The sequence below is a fragment of the Anaerostipes caccae L1-92 genome (assembly GCF_014467075.1).
GTDB lineage: Bacteria > Bacillota > Clostridia > Lachnospirales > Lachnospiraceae > Anaerostipes > Anaerostipes caccae.
The window spans coordinates 1014761-1031683 of sequence record NZ_AP023027.1; the positions used below are offsets into that span (position 1 = coordinate 1014761).

At 44.9% G+C, this 16923-nt stretch carries 16 protein-coding genes; 14 read left to right on the forward strand and 2 right to left on the reverse strand.

The genetic code is table 11. The annotated features are described in order from the left end of the window. The first annotated feature begins 20 nt into the window (after positions 1-20). The 11 genes from ANCC_RS05030 to ANCC_RS05080 all read left to right on the forward strand — a co-directional run bounded on the left by ANCC_RS05030 (position 21) and on the right by ANCC_RS05080 (position 10306). Positions 21-218 carry a heavy-metal-associated domain-containing protein gene (locus ANCC_RS05030; protein ID WP_006568586.1) on the forward strand — a complete coding sequence of 66 codons (198 nt, stop codon included), beginning with the start codon at positions 21-23 and terminating at the stop codon, positions 216-218. Between the two features lie 357 nt (positions 219-575). Next, positions 576-1304 (forward strand): pseudouridine synthase, encoded by a 729-nt coding sequence (locus ANCC_RS05035; RefSeq protein ID WP_006566087.1) that lies wholly within the window; start codon positions 576-578, stop codon positions 1302-1304. After that, positions 1294-3249 carry an NAD-dependent DNA ligase LigA gene (gene ligA, locus ANCC_RS05040; RefSeq protein WP_006566086.1) on the forward strand — a complete coding sequence of 652 codons (1956 nt, stop codon included), beginning with the start codon at positions 1294-1296 and terminating at the stop codon, positions 3247-3249. Before ANCC_RS05035 ends, ligA begins: the two co-directional genes overlap by 11 nt. A 12-nt stretch (positions 3250-3261) precedes the next feature. Then, entirely contained in the window at positions 3262-4632 is a 1371-nt protein-coding gene (locus tag ANCC_RS05045) for a ComEC/Rec2 family competence protein (protein ID WP_167319329.1), read from the forward strand. Positions 4633-4653: 21 nt separating this feature from the next. Then, on the forward strand, positions 4654-5559 hold the full coding sequence (locus tag ANCC_RS05050) for a homoserine O-succinyltransferase (RefSeq protein ID WP_006566084.1): 906 nt from the start codon (positions 4654-4656) through the stop codon (positions 5557-5559). A gap of 333 nt (positions 5560-5892) precedes the next feature. Further along, positions 5893-6936 (forward strand): 2-hydroxyacid dehydrogenase, encoded by a 1044-nt coding sequence (locus tag ANCC_RS05055; RefSeq protein ID WP_006566083.1) that lies wholly within the window; start codon positions 5893-5895, stop codon positions 6934-6936. Then, positions 6923-7396: a PTS sugar transporter subunit IIA gene (locus ANCC_RS05060; RefSeq protein ID WP_006566082.1), complete on the forward strand. Its 474-nt coding sequence runs from the start codon at positions 6923-6925 to the stop codon at positions 7394-7396. The genes ANCC_RS05055 and ANCC_RS05060 overlap by 14 nt, the downstream gene beginning before the upstream one ends. Before the next feature lie 30 nt (positions 7397-7426). Beyond that, positions 7427-8296: a class II fructose-bisphosphate aldolase gene (locus ANCC_RS05065; protein WP_006566081.1), complete on the forward strand. Its 870-nt coding sequence runs from the start codon at positions 7427-7429 to the stop codon at positions 8294-8296. An 18-nt stretch (positions 8297-8314) separates the two neighbouring features. Continuing rightward, positions 8315-9364: a PTS fructose transporter subunit IIC gene (locus ANCC_RS05070; RefSeq protein WP_006566080.1), complete on the forward strand. Its 1050-nt coding sequence runs from the start codon at positions 8315-8317 to the stop codon at positions 9362-9364. 33 nt (positions 9365-9397) lie between these two features. Then, positions 9398-9694, forward strand: a complete 297-nt coding sequence (locus tag ANCC_RS05075) for a PTS fructose transporter subunit IIB (RefSeq protein WP_006566079.1) — start codon at positions 9398-9400, stop codon at positions 9692-9694. Between the two features lie 45 nt (positions 9695-9739). Further along, positions 9740-10306 carry a glycerol-3-phosphate responsive antiterminator gene (locus tag ANCC_RS05080; RefSeq protein ID WP_006566078.1) on the forward strand — a complete coding sequence of 189 codons (567 nt, stop codon included), beginning with the start codon at positions 9740-9742 and terminating at the stop codon, positions 10304-10306. 135 nt (positions 10307-10441) lie between these two features. Here ANCC_RS05080 and ANCC_RS05085 read toward each other — a convergent pair whose 3' ends face one another. Beyond that, a complete protein-coding gene (locus ANCC_RS05085; protein ID WP_006566077.1) occupies positions 10442-11275 on the reverse strand; it encodes a prepilin-type N-terminal cleavage/methylation domain-containing protein in 834 nt (277 codons plus the stop codon). Positions 11276-11355: 80 nt separating this feature from the next. Further along, the gene (locus ANCC_RS05090) at positions 11356-13086 is read right to left on the reverse strand and encodes an FUSC family protein (RefSeq protein WP_006566076.1); all 1731 of its coding nucleotides are present in this window, start codon (positions 13084-13086) and stop codon (positions 11356-11358) included. A gap of 226 nt (positions 13087-13312) precedes the next feature. Between ANCC_RS05090 and ANCC_RS05095 the strand changes: the two genes are divergently transcribed. The 3 genes from ANCC_RS05095 to ANCC_RS05105 are packed head-to-tail and all read left to right on the forward strand — an operon-like array spanning position 13313 to position 16879. Continuing rightward, positions 13313-14656 (forward strand): PTS mannitol transporter subunit IIBC, encoded by a 1344-nt coding sequence (locus tag ANCC_RS05095; RefSeq protein ID WP_006566075.1) that lies wholly within the window; start codon positions 13313-13315, stop codon positions 14654-14656. 20 nt (positions 14657-14676) lie between these two features. Then, a complete protein-coding gene (locus ANCC_RS05100; protein WP_006566074.1) occupies positions 14677-15951 on the forward strand; it encodes an alcohol dehydrogenase catalytic domain-containing protein in 1275 nt (424 codons plus the stop codon). 52 nt (positions 15952-16003) lie between these two features. Further along, positions 16004-16879, forward strand: coding sequence for a class II fructose-bisphosphate aldolase (locus ANCC_RS05105; protein WP_006566073.1), 876 nt, complete (start codon positions 16004-16006; stop codon positions 16877-16879). The last annotated feature ends 44 nt before the right edge of the window (positions 16880-16923 follow it).

Below are 16923 nucleotides of genomic sequence, written 5' to 3' on the forward strand. Positions count from 1 at the left end.
GATCATGAAGGAGGAAACAGATGAAGGTTTTAAAGTCCGAGGAGATGCTGTGCGACCACTGTGTGGATCGGATCAAGATCGGTCTTATGGACGCGGGCATTGAAGCGGAAGTTGAACTGAGTGATAAAAGCATCATCCTTCCGGAAGATGATGATACACTGATCGAAAAAGCAAAAGAAGTTTTGGGGGATCTGGGATATTTTGCACAGGAAATGTAAAATACCCGGATGATCCGGGAACTGTCCATAGAGACGTGCAATTTTCAGGCAATCGTGATACAATCATTGAGTATGACATTTTCCACATGATTTCCGTCCGGCTCTTAGAATGCCTCACTCCAATCATGTGGAAAATGGACGTGATATCTACTGGATAAGTATCCATCAAACAAATGGAATTGTCCAACGATAGTTTTTTAGCACTATTGGAGGAATGCATTTCAAAGCGTGACGGAAATAGTGCTAAAAAATTCATGACATTTTCCACAGAGCATACCGTATTTTATACCCTTCGGGTGTGCACGCTTTGTGTGATAAGGTATTACATTTTTAAAAACATAGGAGTAACGATGAAGAATGAGAGAGACTATAAACTCCGCCGTGAGGATTAATAAATTTTTAAGTCAGGCAGGCCTGTGTTCCAGAAGGCAGGCTGATTTTTATGTAGAGCAGGGCAAAGTGACGGTTGACGGAAAAACAGCCGAGCCGGGGACAAAGGTTTGTGAGGGGCAGGAAGTCTGTTTTAATGGAAAGCCGGTCCGGATGGATACTCAGACAGTATATCTTGCATACAATAAACCGAAAGGTATCGTTTGTACATCAAGCAAAGAGGAAGCCAACAATATTATTGACGCTGTCGGTTATCCCTCTAGAATCTATCCTGTGGGCCGCTTGGACAAAGATTCCCAGGGACTGATCCTGCTGACCAATGACGGGGAAGCCGCCAATGAGATCATGAAAGCCAGGAATTATCATGAAAAGGAATATGAGGTAACGGTCAATAAAAGGATCACCAACGATTTTATCCAGGGGATGAGAAACGGAGTGCCCCTTTCAGAGCTTGACACAGTGACGAGAAAATGTACTGTGAAGAAAGAGGGGCCCGATAGTTTCCGAATTATTCTCACTCAGGGGTTAAACCGGCAGATCCGCAGAATGTGTGAATATTTTGGATACAGGGTTACCAAACTAAGAAGAGTCCGGGTCATGAATATCAGGCTCGGCAATTTGAAAGAAGGATCCTACCGGAAGCTTACGCCGGAGGAAATAAAAATGTTAAAAGAGGAACTGATCCGTGAAAGATAAGTTTGACCGAATGAAAGAGCTGATCCATATCCTGAGCGAGGCATCCAAAGCCTATTATCAGGAAAATAGAGAGCTCATGAGTAATTTTGAATATGACAAGCTTTATGATGAACTTTTGGAGCTGGAGAAAGAGACAGATACGGTGCTGGCCGACAGCCCTTCGATTCATGTGGGATATGAACTTCTAACTTCTCTGGAAAAAGAACCCCACTCATCCCCGATGCTTTCTCTGGACAAGACAAAAGAGGTGGGACAGCTGGAAGAATGGCTGGGAGACCAAAAGGGCCTTTTGTCATGGAAACTGGACGGGCTTACCATTGTTCTTACGTACCAGGAAGGCGTTCTTTTAAAAGCCGTGACCCGGGGGAACGGGGAAGTGGGCGAAGTCGTCACGAACAATGCAAAGGTATTTGTAAATCTGCCCAAAAAGATCGCGTATAAAGGAACCCTTGTAATCCGGGGAGAAGCCGTGATTCATTATTCTGATTTTCGGCGGATGAACGAAGAGATGGAAGACCTGGACAGCAGATATAAAAACCCGAGGAATCTTTGCAGCGGTTCTGTCAGGCAGCTGAACAATGAAGTGACAGCCAAACGAAACGTCCGCTTTTATGGTTTTTCCGTGGCAGATGTTCCGGATGTGGATTTTCATAATTCTGTAGAGGAGAAATTCATCTGGGCAAGATCTCTTGGCTTTGATATCGTGGATTACGTGGCGGTGACGAAAGATACGGTGGCAGAGGAAGTGGAGCGCTTCTCACAGGCCATCGAGAACAATGATCAGCCTTCCGACGGCCTGGTGCTGATCTATGATGATATTGCATACGGCAGGAGTCTTGGAACGACAGCCAAATTTCCGAGGGATTCCATCGCTTTTAAGTGGGCGGATGAGATCGCGGAGACGACACTGAAAGAGATCGAATGGAGTCCCTCAAGGACAGGGCTGATCAATCCTGTGGCGATCTTTGATCCTGTGGAATTAGAGGGATCTACGGTCAGCAGGGCCAGTCTCCACAACATCAGCGTGATGGAAGAGCTGGAACTTGGCGTAGGAGATCAGATTTCTGTATATAAGGCCAATATGATCATTCCGCAGCTGGCAGAAAATCAGACAAGGAGCGGCGATGCACCGATTCCGGATACCTGTCCGGCCTGCGGAGGAAAGACGGAGATCGAAGAAGAAAACGGAATCCGTACCCTGGTCTGCCCGAATCAATTCTGCAGTGCCAAAAAGATTAAGCTGTTTTCGCACTTTGTATCCAGGGATGCCATGAACGTAGACGGACTTTCAGAGGCATCTCTGCATAAGATGATGGACAAGGGGCTTTTAAACGAACTGTACGATTTATTTACCCTGAAAGAACACAAGGAAGAAATTATAGAGATGGAAGGCTTCGGGGAGAAGTCCTTTCATAATCTGGCGGATGCCATTGAGAGGGCAAAAAAAGTGACACTTCCTAAGTTCTTATACAGCCTCGGCATTGCCAATGTAGGTCTGTCTAATGCAAAACTGATCTGCCGGTATTTTGAGGATGATTTGGATGCTATCAGAAATGCGGAAGCCGAAGACTTCACAGCGATCGACGGCATTGGACCGATCATCGGTGAGGCGGTCAGCGGATATTTCCGGCTGGAAAACAATAAACAGACGGTGGACAGACTGCTTCAATATGTAGAGATTGAGAAAAGACAGACGGAAGAGACAGAGAAATTGCTGGACGGCAAGACCTTTGTCATCACAGGTTCTCTAGAACACTATGAAAACCGCAAGCAGCTCCAGGAACAGATTGAAATTCTGGGAGGAAAAGCGACCGGCTCCGTGACGAAAAAAACAGACTATCTGATCAACAACAATAAAAATTCCGCTTCTTCTAAAAATAAAAAAGCCATGGAACTCTCCATACCGATCATAACAGAAGAGGAATTTATGGACATGATAAAGTAAGGAATGAAGAATATGAAACGAAGGATAATTTCATGGATGCTGGCGGCAGTGATGGTCATGACATCTGCGGCCGTATGGATGGGAAATGAGAAACAGGCAGAAGCAGCTGCTTCATTTAAAGTGCATTTCATCGAGGTAGGCACCGGAGACGGTGCCCTGCTTCAGTATGGATCAGGGAAAAGTGCAAAATATGCGCTGATCGATGCAGGACCTCAGACAACACAGCTTCTGGGAGGAAAAACCATTGATGTCAGCCGCAGAGTGCATAACTATTTAAAGAAATATAAGATCCGCAGGCTGGAATTTATCATCATGACGCATCCTCATAAGGACCACATCGGGGGATTTATTTCTATACTGGAGGACAGATCCATCTCTGTGGGAAAGGTCTATGCGACTCAGCAGCCGGTTTACAATCATTATTCGGGAGATGATGATTTTTACAGTACAAAAACGTACCGCACCGTAAATGAATTGATCGCGGAGCGGGGGATACCGGTTGTTGTACCGCGGATGAAGTCATCGGTATATCTTGGAAAAGCAAAGCTAACATTTTACTCACCGGGACGGACCAATTTTAAATATGGGCGGGAAGTTGACTTTAATTCCCGGCAGGTCAACAAATTTTCTCTTGTATGCAGAATTACTTACGGAAAAAATTCATTTCTGATGACCGGGGATACTCAGCAGGAGTCTGAGTACGATATGATAAGCCAGAGGCTGAAACTCAAATCCCAGGTTCTGAAGGTGCCGCACCACGGATATGAAGATGTGCGCAATAAGGATGCAAAAGGGAAGTTTTCATCCAATCACAAGAAGTTTTTTGACAAAGTGCAGCCGGCCATATCGATCATCAGCAATGGATACCGGAATAAGGACAGAGTTCCGTCCGGTCTGATCACGAGGGAACTTGCCAAGTCGAATATTTATACGACAGGTGACAATGGCAATATTATCGTTACTTCCAATGGAAGCAGGCTGAGTGTCAGCACATCCAGAAATAAAAATGAACCGGCCAAGGCCAGCACTTATGTTTCTTCCAAGAAGTCATCACTGCTTCTGAAAAAGATGTCGGTGAAGTCCAACGGGAAGAAAAAACTGTCTATCGTGTCAGTCAATGCGAAAAACAAGTATAAGATCAAAGAGAAGAAACCTTTGAAAATTTCAATCAAGGCCACGCCCCAGTCATTTACTAGGATTAAGAATGTCCAGTATAAGCTGGTGAAAAAGGGGAAGAGCAGTGCCAAATACCGATGGAAGACCGGAAAGAAGGTCAAGGTTAAAAAAGGATTTAAAGGACGTCTTTACATAAAATACAATACGACTTCCGGAAGCACGATTGTGAAGACAAAAGGTTTTGTAATTAAAAAGAAGAAAAAGTAGAGAATAAAGGAGCGTGTGAATATGCCGATTAGAATTGATACAGACCTGCCGGCCAGGGCCATCCTGGAGGAGGAAAATGTCTTTGTGATGGATATAGACCGGGCGGTGACGCAGGATATCCGGCCGCTTAGGATTGCAATCCTGAATTTGATGCCGAATAAACTGGACACAGAGCTGCATCTGCTCCGGAGTCTCTCCAACACCCCGCTGCAGATCGACATCACATTTTTAAAGACTGCCTCTTATGAGCCCACACATGTGCCGGAATCCCACATGGAGAAATTTTATGTGTATTTTGATGAGGTGCGGGACAAAAAATTTGACGGAATGATCATAACCGGTGCTCCCGTGGAGCTGAAAGAATTTGAAGAAGTGGATTACTGGGAGGAAGTGGCGGAGATCATGGAATGGACGAAGAAAAATGTCACTTCCACTTTACATATCTGCTGGGCTGCCCAGGCAGGGCTTTACTATCACTATGGGGTTAAGAAAAACGTTCTGGACCAAAAGATATCCGGTGTGTACCGGCACTATCCGCTTCACAAAAAGACTCTGCTGGTAAGAGGGTTTGACGACTACTTTTTTGTTCCTCATTCCAGAAACACCGGTGTCGACGGCGAGGCTATCAAACAGTGCAAAGAATTAACTGTAGTGGCAGAGTCAGAGGAAACAGGACCATACCTGATCTTAAATGAGACTGGAAGCCAGATATTCGTCACGGGGCATCCCGAGTATGATGTCATGTCCCTCCATCAGGAATATATTAGGGATATGAACCGCGGGTTAAATCCGGAGATTCCAAAGAATTATTATCTGGATGACGATCCGAAAAAGGGACCGGTAAAGTCATGGAGATGCCATGCCAATGCGATGTATTATAATTGGCTGAACTACTATGTATACCAGGCAACTCCTTATGATTTGTAGGATTTTATGAAAAAACCGAATTTCACATAAAAAATATTTCTTGAATTGATATTATTTTTCGAGTCTGGTTTCTTAATTTGCCGTTGACATTTACAAGGAATTTATGATAGGATGACTACAAGGAATTCCTGAATTAAAACAAAATAATATTGTCGTATAGAGATTTGAATATGACAGAAGATTATGGCTTATGCCATGATTTTCTGTCATATTTTTTTGTTTTATAGGAAAGTTCTACGATCTTTCCTAATGAAATAAAAACGCTCTGCGGGTTGAGAGTTGAAGTGGGATTGCCCGCTTAGTTACATAATCTTTTATGGAAAGGTGGTCAGGATGAAAGAGATAAAAATATTATGTGTCTACGATGGATACATAACGAAAGACATCATGAGCGGAATGAAAGAACTGGAGAAATTTGGAGCCCATATTACTATGATCAATGATGACCAGATAAAAAACGTGGGGGATGTTACCAATCGAATGCTGCTGCTGGAGCAAAAAGGTATTGCGGAGGCACCCACGTGCAGAACTTTGCTGGAGAATTGTTCAGACAAAGAGATTTTGGTTGTTCACTGTACATCAGTCAACAAAGAGATTCTGGAGGCTTGTTCAAAACTTCAGGCAGTGGTTGTTCTTCGCGGCGGCATTGAAAATGTGGACAGCAGTGAGCTTGCCAAGCGGCAGATTCCTCTGATGAACGCATCTTTAAGAAGTGCGGATGCGGTCTCTGATGCAGCCGTAGGCATGATGATCGCTGAAAATAAAAATATTGCAAGGAGCCACCATTATATGAAAGAAGGGAGATGGGTAAAATCATATATCAATCAAAGATACATACGCAATATGAATAAATGTACGGTTGGATTGATAGGCTACGGCGCTATTGGATCCAGAGTGGCAAAAAAATTAAAGGGATTTGAAAGCCAGATTCTGGTCTATGACCCCTTTGTCAGCAAAGAGCAGATTGAGAAAGATGGTGTGAAAGTTGTAGAGCTGGACCAGTTATTAGAAACATCCGATTTTGTCTCCGTGCATTTAAGATTGTCTGATAAAACGAAGAAATTTATGGGAAAGCGGGAATTTGCACAGATGAAGAAAACAGCTTACTTTATCAATACTGCCCGGGCAGGACTAGTGGATACAGAAGCACTTACAGACGCTTTGAAAAACCGTGAGATCGGCGGTGCGGCCATCGATGTATTTGATCAGGAACCGCTGCCAAAAGGCCACCCATACTTAAATCTTGAAAATGTAACACTGACTTCTCATCTTGCAGGAACGTCAAGTGATACTCCGGTTGTAAGCGTAGAGATCGGTGTTCAGAAGCTGAAAGATTACCTCACCAGAATGGCGGAGGAAGACAATGAAGAAGATTAATCTGGCAGAAGTTCTGCTCAAAGAGATGGCTGTCTTTGACTGTAAATCATTTGAAAGTAAAGAGGAGATGTTTGACATTGCGGCTCTGAAATTTACGGAAGAAGGATTTGTCACAAATGCGGAAGCATTTGAAGAAGCTTTGAAGTTCAGGGAAACCCTTGGCCCCACATATATGGGGAATTTGGTTGCTGTACCCCATGGAAAATGCAGAGAAGTTTTAAAGCCTGGAATAGCATTTTACAGATGCAAAGAACCTTTTGTTTATGAGTCCGCAGGAGAATCCGGATTTGTAAAATACATTTTTGTATTAGCTATTTCTGAAAATCAAGAGAACAATTATCATCTGAGAGTACTGGCAGCATTAGCAGGAATGCTGGCACATAAAGAATTTTTAAAGCTTTTGGAAGAAGCCGCAGACTATGAAGAATTTATTCATGGAATAAATCAATTAAAACTATAAAAAGGTATGTACGAAAGGAGGAAATGACTCATGTTAGTCACACTAAAAGAGATCTGTAAGATCGCGGATGAGAGAGGGATTGGGGTGGGGGCATTTAATGTGCCGAATCTTGAGGCTTTGACCGCTGTCGTAGAGGCAGCGGAAGAATTGAATGCTCCGGTTATCATTGCCCATGTTGAAATTCATGAAAAATATGTTCCGATTGAAGTCATTGGACCGATCATGATTGAAACTGCAAAAAATGCGTCTGTCCCAGTCTGTGTTCATTTAGATCATGGTACAAGTCTTAACGAAATAATGAAAGCTCTGCGGATTGGATTTACTTCTGTCATGATTGATGCGTCTTCTGAGGATTATGATACAAATGTGGAGAGGACAAAAGAGATTGTGAGGATAGCCCATGGTATGGGAGTCTCTGTAGAAGCGGAGCTGGGACACATTTTAGTCTCTGAAAAAGGAGCTTCTGAGGGTGATGTCACCCCAAATAACGTAAATCCCAAAGATTGTTATACAGATCCTGAGAAGGCAAGGGAGTTTGTCAAGAACACAGAAGTGGATGCCCTGGCAATAGCGTTCGGCACTGCACATGGGGTATATGCTGCAAAACCAGTATTAGACCTGCAGCGGATCATGGAAATAAAGAAAAAAATTGATATTCCGCTGGTAATGCACGGTGGTTCAGGCGTATCAAGCGACGAATTTAAGACTGCGATTCAAAACGGGATAAAAAAGATTAACTATTATACATATATGGCCTTGGCCGGAGCCGATCGAGTGAAAAAATTCTTATATGAAAATAGAGATGATGACAGCGTTCAGTTTCATGATATCGTCATGGCAGGAAAAGAAGGTATGAAAGAGAATGTCAAAATTGCAATGAACACTTTTTTAATGAAGTGAGAGAAAAGGAGAAGAATATTGAAGGATAATTTATTGGAGTTTAAAGCCACAGTGATGTCAGCTATTACAACTGGTGTATCCTATATGCTTCCTTTTGTTGTAGCCGGAGGCATATTAGTAGCCATTTCATTTGCAATCGGAGGTTATGATGTAGGCTCAGCGGTTGAACCGTGCAAAACCTTAGCTTCCACCCTTTATTATCTTGGACAGATTGGGCTTAGTACCCTTATGGTTCCGATTTTAGGCGCGTTTGTTGCATATTCCATTGCAGATAAACCGGGTATCTGTGTTGGAATGTATGCCGGATGGATTGCGACAGATCCGTGGAGCATTGGATATGCATCCGGTTTCCTGGGGGCGCTGATCGGCGGCATTATTGCTGGATATCTGGTGGAGGCCCTGAAGAAAATGCCGCTGCCAAGATCCTTAAAATCACTGCTGCCCACGTTAATCATTCCTCTGCTTGGATGCGGAATGATAGGACTTTTAATGCACTATGTACTGGGAGGACCGCTGGGAGCCTTAACGACTGCATTAACACATTTTCTTGACGGTCTTGGGACAGGCAATATCATCATCTTAGGCCTTGTGCAGGGAGCCATGATTGCTTTCGACATGGGCGGGCCATGTAATAAAGTGGCCTATGCATTTTCACTGGCCTGCATGGAAACAGGAAACTATCTGCCGATTGCTGCCGTTTTTGTGGCTGCAATGGCACCTCCCATGGCTATGGCCATTGCAATGATCGTGAAAAAAGATTATTTTACGAAAGAAGACAGAAGCTCCATTCCTGGGTGCATCGCAGGATGCCTGTGTATGATCACTGAATTTGCCATTCCTCATGCAGCAAAAGATGTAAGACGCATTCTTTGCTTTTGTGTCGGATCAGCCATCGGTTCTGCCATGTCTTTTGCTCTCGGTGTGACAATGAGGGCACCTCACGGAGGGTTATTTGTCTTATTTGCAGTCAATAAACCGCTTGTGTTCATAATCTGTCTTGTAACGGCGGTTTTAATTTCAGCAGCATTGATTATATTTATCGGACATCCGGTGGAGCAGGAGACATAGGGAGAAAACACAAATACAGATAAGGAGAAATGTATGAAGGTAATCGGAATCACATCATGTGCAACAGGGATCGCGCATACATATATGGCGGCTGATGCAATAGAAAATATATGCAAAGAAAGAGGATATGAATGTAAAGTCGAAAGACAGGGGGCTCTTGGAATAGAAAACAAGCTAAAAGCAAGAGAGATCAAAGAAGCGGACTTGATCGTTTTTGCCAATGATGTAGGTATTTCGAAGGCGGAACGGTTTAAAGGATCAGAAGATAAGATATTCCAGACAAAACCTCATGACGTAATAAAAAATCCTGCAATCATTTTTAATAAATGATATGATGAATGAAAAGGAGCAGGAGACTATGGGAGAGGGAGAGCTATGTTTGATGATGGAAAATTTCATGTGATACCAGCGGTACGCAGTCTGAAGTTTTTTGCAGAAGCGCTGAGAACGGAAGAAGAGTGGATTTTGACCAGCAACTGTGCACATATAGGAAATCTGCAGAGCCTGTCTCACAAATGTCATGATGCCAATAAAAAAATTATTGTAAATCATGAGATCGTGGGTGGACTGGGAGTCGACAAGACTGCGTTTGAGTTTTTAAAGAAGATGTACCATGTAGACTGTGTCATGGGAGTTCACAATATCCGGCTGGGAATGGTCAAGAATGAAGGAATGAAGACCATTCAGCGCATCACTCTTTCAGACTCTTTTGCTCTGGAACAGGCTGCCAAAAGCTTACAGATTTCAAAGGCAGATGCCATTGAGCTGCGGCCGGCATATTATGCAGCAGAGTTTTTGGATTATTTCAAAAAAATCAAAGACTGCTGTTATATTGCCGGCGGATTTATCGACAGTATAGACACGGTTGATATAATGTACAGGGCAGGATTTAATGGGATTACAACAAGCAATGAGAAGCTATGGAACTATCAAATACGATAAACAATAAAAGGACTTATGATCAGGGCAGGTACGGTTTTTAAAGCTGTATCTGCCCTTTATGAAATGATTTCGGATTGGCACCGCATACGGAGCAGCAGTAGTAACCTTGCTGCCATGTTCTGTTTAAGGAAGTGTTTACTTCATATTCTTAAAGATCTGATAGATCTTTGAATAATTTTTCTTATCATCCTCACTCTGTTTCACTCCGGTGTACTCCGTCCAATCACTGTCGCTTCTTCCGAGAACGTTATAAGTACGCGGTTTTCCGTCAGAGGAATCGGAAGCAGACAATGTCTCCCTACGTACAGCCACATATCCGGCAGTGTAAGTGCCTCTCGCAGAATTATAGCGAATGACTTTTACTTTATCACCGGGACTCTTGGAACTGATATCCTCTGTGGTCCAGTAGAAATAATAGCTGCTGCCTTTTCCCTGAAAAGACCATGTATTGACCCCTGCCTGGCCGGCGTTAAATCCTGCCTGCCCAAGAGCATTCAGAAGATTTTCATAGGCTTTTCCTGTACCGGAAGAGGAATCGATATTTTTGTTCATGTAGCCTTCGATCAGTTTTGCGATGTCCGGGTTATTCGCTATGATATAAGACAATGCCTCGTTCATGTTAAAATCGTAATTTTTATCATGTTTGCCGCACACAATGACGATACTTCCGTCAGATCCGCGGCTGACATCATAGGCCCCGCCCTGCCGGCATTTGTATTCGGATTTTTCGGCAAGAGATTTCAGGTATGCGGTGTCGTATTTTCCTGACCCTTCCAGTTCATAGATTTCATCGGCTGTGAGATCCCTCAGAAGCCCTGCTTTGCTGACCAGGCAGGCTTTCTTCTGGGCGCTGGTGATGTAGCCGATCAGGGAAGGAATCAAAAGAGCCAGAAGTATTGCCAGAATCAAGAGAACTACAATGAGTTCTACTAAGGTAAAACCCTTATTTTTCTTGTATTTGTATGACATCACAGTATGGTCAGCTCCTTTCCGAATCTTTCTTTTAGTATAGCATATCTGCCTGGGATCAGATACAGAAAAAGAGAAATCTACGACAAAGCCTGAATGCGGGGTTTCTTTCTGTGGGCATTTCTCACTCTTTGACGGCATTTTGGAAGCATATTCTTCAGCTTCTCCCATTCTTCATCATCTGCATTTTTTGCAAGCTTTTCCTCCAGCAGATGGGACTGGATGATCAGGCTGTAATAGAGCTGTGTATCCGTATCCTCCTGCCTGCATATCTGTGTCAGCAGCTTTGTAGCTGCTGCATATTTATTCCAAAGCTGTTCTGTTGCAAGTCTCCGGCTGAATGGAAAGACTACAAGGTTGAAGATCAGGGAGACCAGAATTCCAGCGATTATATATGCCAGGCGGACTGCCAGCATTTCTCCCACACTGTTCCATCCAAAGACATCGGTAAAGACGGCGGCGCCCAGAGCACCAATGGTGGAACAGGCGAAAGTGCCGGTATAGTCTGTAAAGTAAAAGGAAAGGTATCCGGATAACATCATAATCGCAGTGCGGCCTGTCATAGACGGAACAGCCGCATACAAAAGCAGGCTGAGGAGACCGCCGGCTGCCGTGGCGGCAAACCTTTTCTTTGCCTTTTGTCCGATGTCGTCTGCATACGGCAGAGAAACAGAAGCGATGGTAAACAGCAGCCATTTTCCGTGAACAAGGTGCATGGACTGGACAAACAGGCATGAACATGCCAGGAGCAGACCGACGCGCAGGGCATATACGACTCTGACCGGACTGATATCCAGGGCGGCCTTCAGCCGGATGGAAAGAGAGAGCATTGTCTTCCGGTACCGGGTCTTTTTTTCAGGGTCCGTCATATGGAGGAGATGTTCCTGCAGATAGGTAAGCCCGTCAAATAGTTCCTTTGCCCTGGAATCCTCTTTCTGAGATACAAAGTCAGACTGGAGGAGCGGAGGGAGTTCTTTGATCTGTCCCTGTACAAACTGCCGGAAGACAGAGAGCTTTTCAGAGACGGAGCAGAGCATTTTCGTCTGGAAAACAGAGAGCGGCTGTTCCATATCGGAAAGGATCAGAAACAGATGTTCTATCCCCTGTCCGGAATCGATGACCGCAAAATCAGCATCTGAAATGCACAAAATCTTCTTACGGCGGTCATAAACCATACGGCTTAAGCGGAACAGATTTTTTCTCACGTCTTCCGGTGTGTCAGGGGCCCCTTTTCCGGTGATCATATAATCGATCAGATCGCAGGTCTCATCAATCATATCAGACAGCGCATCTCTTGTGGTCTCAATAACCCGTTTACGGCCCATAATGAACTGATACAGAATGATGCAGACAGCACCCGTGATCATGGCGGCCAGACGCTTTGGCAGCAGATCTGGTGTAATCGGTGAAATAAAGATCAGGAACAGATAGGACAGTATGTATGGGAAGTAAAGGTGGCTGGAATGCTCGTAAGTAAAAACATAAAGGATCAGAAAGATCATTCCGAAGTTCAGCGGAAATGAAAACACAGGGGGCAGTGTGTTTACAACACAGGCAGAGACAGCCATGGCTGCAAGGACAGCAGCCTGGCCTGCCAGATGTTTTACCGGTGAAGCGGTCATATCCTTTAACATAGAAGATGCCATCATAATGGTAAAAATAACACCGACGATGGAATTTTCCATGCCAAATACTTTCTGGAATACTGTGACAAAAGTAATAATAAAAATAAAATCCAGAGTGGCAAATCTGAAATTCTTCTTCAGACTTTCCTGGCAGGAAGCCAGTATCTTTTTAGTCTTATTGTTCAATTAGAATGCCTCCTTTCAGCAATTCATAATGTTATCATGCCAGAGGACCTTGTTCAAGAACGTCACTTTTGGCTTTTTTTTCGTACACAAACTATATATCCCCATAAATTTTGACAGGATTCATTCATGCCAAGGTTGAATTGCTTGGGCAACTATTTGTTCTGAACATCCTTTATAATAAAAGCATACCAACAATGCAATCTTTTTAAGAAAGGAGAGAGACATTATGAAACAGCAAGTACAGAAGTTCGGACGTTTTTTGAGCGGCATGGTGCTGCCCAACATCAGTGCGCTGATCGCATGGGGATTTTTCACCGCGATCTTCCTGCAGGGAGGGTGGTTCCCAAATGAAAAGATGGCAGCCGTGATCAGTCCTATGCTTAACTATCTCATTCCGGTCCTGATGGGCTATACCGGAGGAAAGATGGTGTACGGAACAAGAGGAGCAGTCGTCGGTGCAGTGGCAACCTTCGGCATCATCATCGGAGGCTCCATCCCGATGTTCCTCGGAGCAATGATCGCAGGACCTCTTGGAGGATGGCTTGTGAAAAAGCTGGACGGTCTGCTGAAAGACAAGATTCCGACAGGTTTTGAGATGCTTTATGACAATTTTTCCGCAGGAATCCTCGGAATGATTCTCGTAATGCTCTGTTTCTGGATTATGGGGCCGCTCGTAGAGGGAGCCAGCAATGCCCTTGGAAACGGAGTAAAGGCAATCGTAGACGCGGGAATGCTGCCGCTGGCATCTGTTATCATTGAGCCGGCAAAAATTTTATTTTTAAATAACGCCATTCAGTATGGCGTGCTGACACCGCTTGGTCTTGCAGACGCGGCTGAAGCCGGAAAATCCATCTACTTTCTGCTGGAAGGCAACCTGGGGCCTGGACTCGGAGTACTCCTTGCATGCTGGTTTTTCGGAAAAGGAGAAGCAAAGAGTTCTGCTCCGGGTGCTATCATTATTCAATTCTTCGGCGGAATCCATGAACTTTACTTCCCCTATGTACTTATGAAGCCTGCCCTGATCATCGCGGTAATCCTGGGAGGCAGTGCAGGAATACTTACCAACTCCTTATTGGGCAGCGGTCTTGTGGCGGCGGCGACACCGGGAAGTATTTTTGCCTATATGGCCATGGCTCCGAAAGGCGGGGCGCTTCCGGTGCTGGCAGGTATTGCTGCGGCTACGGCAGTATCTTTTATCGCTGCTTCCATTATTTATAAGCGCTCTAAAGATGATGAGGAAGAGGGCAGCTTCCAGAGTTTTGACCCATTGGATCTGTCTCTGGACGGCGGGGTAAAGAAGATCGTCTTTGCCTGTGATGCGGGAATGGGCTCCAGCGCCATGGCGGCGGCTACTTTGACGAATAAGCTGAATAAGGCCGGAATCAATATTAAAGTGGCTCACACATCTGTGGATGAGATACCAGAGGACGCAGAGATTATTCTTACTCACACAAGCCTTGCGGACAGGGCGAAATCTTATAACAGTACGGCACGGATCATTGCGGTTTCCAACTTTGTTGAGGCACCGGAATATGACCGGCTGGTGGAAGAACTGAAAAAGCAGCAGTAAATGTATGGGGAGGAAATCGTATGCGTGTGAAAATGGCTTCTCTATATGGGAAGAAAGATATCAGGATCAGAGAGACAGAGCTGCCGGACTTAAGAGACGATGAAATATTGATCAAAGTCATGTCCAACGGGATCTGCTTTTCGACCTACAAAGCAGCCATGAAAGGCGAAGAGCATTTAAGAGTTCCCGAAAACGTGCATGAGACCCCGGTGGTTACCGGCCATGAAATGGCCGGTATCATTGAAAAAGTAGGAGAAAAATGGAAAGGGCAGTATAAAGAAGGAACGTCCTGTTGTTTACAGGCTGGGATTCGGTACAAGGGAAGTGAGGACGCACCGGGTTATTCCTTTGAATTTTTCGGGGGAAATGCGACTTACACGATCATTCCGGGAGGCTATATTGAATCCGGATGTCTTCTGACTTATGAAGACGACTATTTTGCTTTTGCTTCCATGGGAGAGCCTGTATCCTGCATCATCAGCGCGTTTCATACATGTATCCATGATTATATGGAAGATATGTTTGTCTATGACAATATTCATGGAACAAAGGAAGGCGGAAATCTGCTTCTGATGGCATCCTGCGGACCTATGGGGATCGGAGCCATTGACTATGCGGTACACGGACCTGCAAGGCCAAAGAAACTGGTAGTTACGGAGATCAATGAAGAGCGGCTTAAAAGGGCAGCACAGCTGATCAGTCCAAAAGAAGCATCGGATTACGGAGTGGAACTTATTTATGTGAATCCTGAGGATTTGGACAATGAAGAACAGGAATTAAGACAGCTGTCCGGGGGAAAGGGCTATGACGACATCATGGTATTTGCGGCATCAGAACGTCTTGTAGAGCTGGGCAGCAGCCTTCTTGCCGTCAACGGATGCCTGAACTTTTTTGCCGGCCCGACCGATGAGCAGTTTAAGGCGAGAGTCAATTTCTACGACATTCATTACAGGAGGACCCACTATGTCGGCAACAGCGGCGGAAATTTAGACGATATCCGGGAAATGTTCGATTTGTCCAGAGAAGGACTGATCACACCGGAGTATATGATCACGCATGTGACGGGACTTTCAGAGGTGCCGGAGATCATTTTAAATCTGCCGGATATTCCGGGCGGAAAGAAACTTGTATATCCTCATGTGGATCTGCCCCTTATGGCACTCGCTGATTTTGAAAAGCAGGCAGATGAAGATCCGGTTTATAAAAAAATTGCGGGCATTTTGAAAGCAAACCACGGGGTGTGGTGCAAAGAAGCCGAGCAGGTATTATTTGCCGAAAAATGGATCGGTGATTGAAGTATTTTCCAATGCAGCAGTAAAAGATTTCGGGTAAAATGGAGGAAGAGACATGTTAGTAAATTTACAGAACATATTAAAAGAGGCGGAAGAAGGAGGGTACGCAGTTCCCTGCTTCAATGTTCCCAACTTTGAGATGGCGAGAGCGGCTGTGGATGCTGCCAGTGAACTTTCTGTGCCGGTGATTATCGGCCACGTCCAGGTTCATGACGGTCTGATTCCAATCGAAAATATCGGTCCCCAGACGGTGGAGTATGCAAAAAGGGCATCGGCTCCTGTATGTGTACATTTGGATCACGGCATTGACATGAGTTTTGTTATGAGAGGGATTCGGTGCGGATATTCCAGCATCATGTATGACTGCAGTGACCTTCCTTTTGAGGAAAATGTCACGAGAATCCGGGAATTTACCGAGGCGGCCCACGAGATGGGGCTCTCCGTGGAGGCAGAACTTGGAACCATGAGCAGTACGGCGGAGGATTCCCACGGCGGGCCGAGACTCCTTGGAAGAGATGAGATTAAAAAGACCTTCACTGACCCGGATATGGCAGCCGAGTTCGCAGAAAGAACCGGTGTGGATGCCCTTGCCGTATGTTTCGGAACGGTGCACGGAATCTATGCGGAGGAACCGATGCTCGATATTGCGCGGGTGAGAGAAATCCGAAGCAAGATGCCAAAGAGCACAAGGCTGGTCATGCACGGAGGCTCCGGCGTGGATCAGGAACAAGTGGCTGAAGCAATCAAAGCGGGGATTACAAAGATCAATTACCATTCCTACTGGTCCAAAGCAGCCTCCATGCATGTTTATGAGAAATTAAAAGAGACACAGGGGGATATGTTTTATCATGAGGTACAGGAGGAAGCGTACCGGAAATTAAAAGAAGATGCAAAAGAAGTACTTTTGAGGTTCAGGGGCGGAAGAGACTAGAGAACAGAAATTACAAGTCTCCTGAAAAAAGGGTCAGGTGAGAG